The organism is Rhizobium sp. PRIMUS64 (assembly GCF_023006465.1).
Lineage (GTDB): Bacteria > Pseudomonadota > Alphaproteobacteria > Rhizobiales > Rhizobiaceae > Rhizobium > Rhizobium leguminosarum.
Window position 1 is genome coordinate 1 of sequence record NZ_JALBGX010000268.1, and the last position, 2,397, is coordinate 2,397.

3 protein-coding genes are annotated in these 2,397 nt (G+C 57.5%); all 3 read right to left on the reverse strand.

The genetic code is table 11. The features are described from left to right. A partial coding sequence (locus MOV76_RS38900) for a transposase (RefSeq protein WP_247266566.1) occupies positions 1-639 on the reverse strand: 639 nt, incomplete at its 3' end. A gap of 111 nt (positions 640-750) precedes the next feature. Then, positions 751-1,638, reverse strand: a complete 888-nt coding sequence (locus MOV76_RS38905; RefSeq protein ID WP_040111827.1) for a hypothetical protein — start codon at positions 1,636-1,638, stop codon at positions 751-753. Positions 1,639-2,243: 605 nt separating this feature from the next. Further along, a partial coding sequence (locus tag MOV76_RS38910; RefSeq protein ID WP_247266567.1) for a transposase occupies positions 2,244-2,397 on the reverse strand: 154 nt, incomplete at its 5' end.

Below are 2,397 nucleotides of genomic sequence, written 5' to 3' on the forward strand. Positions count from 1 at the left end.
AGTGCTGGCATCCGAACGCGCATCGACCTCGTGCTTGAGCTGATCCACAACCGCCTCGGCAATGGAAAGATGCCGATCAAGCGTCGCCTTGCGGCCGAACGAGGCGGCCCCCGCGCTTGCCCGGACCCGCACGCCATCCTGCGCCAGACAATCGAGAGTGACGAGGCCGGCATCGGCAAGCGCCGCCAGATGCTCGGCAAGCAGCCGGTCGAGCAGATCGGCGCAACCAACCCGAAAGTCCGAAAGCGTGTGGTAGTTCATCGAGACACCGCCGCACAGCCAGCGATAGACGTCGTGGCTCCCGCACTGCCGTTCCAGCGCCCGCGCGCTGCCGACGCCGTCGCTGCTGGCATAGAGCCACAGCGCCAGCAAAAGCCGTGGCGAAATCGGTGGATGGCCTGGCCGGTGCTCACGCGCTTTGATCCGATCTTCGAGCGTGCTCAGATCCAGCCCCTCGACATAGCTCCAAATGACCCGCACCGCGTGATCCTGGCCGATCAAGCTGTCGATATCGACGGCACGCAACTCGACCTGATCGCGCACCGGCTCACGCATGCGCGCCGCCCCGCGCCCCACCTGAGCACTTCGCCGCGCTCCATGCACCGGCAATCCTTCGAACAGGTCGTCGCCCACCATCATCCTCCAAGCAAATCAACGACCCAACAGAATCACAATCCAATCGCCTCCGCCACCAAACATTCACAGGCTCTCAGCCGGCGGCGCAAAAAGTCCTCACGATGAGGCAAGCTTTTAGCCGCGGTTCAAATTGAGGTGTTCGAAGTACCAAGACGGGTCATCATCGGATGAATCTGTCTCGACACTGGCGTCACTCGAATGCTCCTCGACACCTGCTTCATCGTCGCTAAGATACTCCACGGTTTTAGAGAGATAACTCCAAGGTTTGTCGGCGCGCTGCCATCCACCCTTGCTATTCTTTGTCCACTTGTCGGGATGTTGCGTAGGGTCGAGCACCCAGCGATTTTCACCCACATCAACGAAACCCATCTGCTCTAGACGGGTTCCCATCTCCGGCGTAGCGGGACGTGACATGATCAACGGCTGTTCGCCGTCGAGTTGAAGTTGATGTTCGAGCAGAATATCGCCTGCGTTCTCGACAAGCGGATGAGTAACGCGAAGGTCTACAATCGACGTGATTCTTTTTCGACCGGGAAATAGTTCCCGCCACGGCTCGTTTTCGATGCTAAATCCATCCTCTGTTCTTAAAAGCCCAACGCTTCGTTCTCCCAGATCATAGCTGAAATATCGCGCGCTGGGCGTATCATTGTCGGTGCCGCCGTAGAGTCGAGCGATGGTAGCCGTACGCAGGGCTTTAGAGGACACGAAGGGCGAGTACTCTTGTGGATTGACGGAAATGTGCTTGATTTCATCACCGTAAAATTCCCTTACTTTTCTGGCAAATGTCGATCTGTCGAGCACCTTAATTGGAGGTTCGGAAGAGAGCGAGTATGGTCGCGTTGGCGACGAAGGCGAAAGAGCATGGGGATCTGGCGTTGATCGGGACGGCATGCCCGTAAGCGTTTGTGCCCCGGTCATATTCTCGATCCACCCCGCCATGGCCCGGGTGCGATCATCTTCCTCGGAAATGTTGTAGCACAGCGATCGTTCTGAGTTATCCATGGCGGTCTCTCCTGAGAGTGAAAGGTGTGATGAAGCGCATTCTTTTCAGTCGCTTCACATGGGAACGGTGCGCTCACATGTCCGGCCTATAAAGCGGATACGTGACTGCTAGACTCGATGAAGCGGGCGGTGCGCGTTGCATGCGCCGCTCCTGATCCCTTTACCTCAGCCCAAGCCTCGAGGATCCGCGAAAGCGTGGCTCCCTTCGCCAGACCATCGTCGAATCGGCTGACAGTCCGTCGGAGGTGTCTGCGCCGCGGCAGGGCTAAGATTAGCTTGAATGTTAGAGGCGTCTCGGAAAATTTTACCGCCCCGCGGGCCTGTTCTGTTTTCACCGTTGTTGGTCTCCAATTGCAGATTACGCATATGCTAGTGCAACCGGACTGGTCGCCATCATGCAAAATCGATATTCTAAAATGCTTTGGAAAAGCGGAGCCACGTAGACCCCTTAGGTGGTGAAGGTTCTGAGGAGTAGGTGGGCATCAGTGTTTTTTCGATCGTGTCCATGGGAGTGGGGTAGCTGACGGCTGATTGCCGTGCTTTCCGAGGTCGGGTCGGAGGGGATATCAGCGTGCCACAGCGGGCAGGCTGATTTGGGGCTCATCTCATTTGGCCATGGTCTCAAGTGTCAGATACCTGGCACGCTGGACGGCCCATTCATCATTCTGTTCGAGCAGCAGTGCGCCGACGAGACGGACGATGGCTTCGTCGTTCGGAAAGATGCCGACGACCTCGGTGCGTCGCTTGATTTCGCCGTTG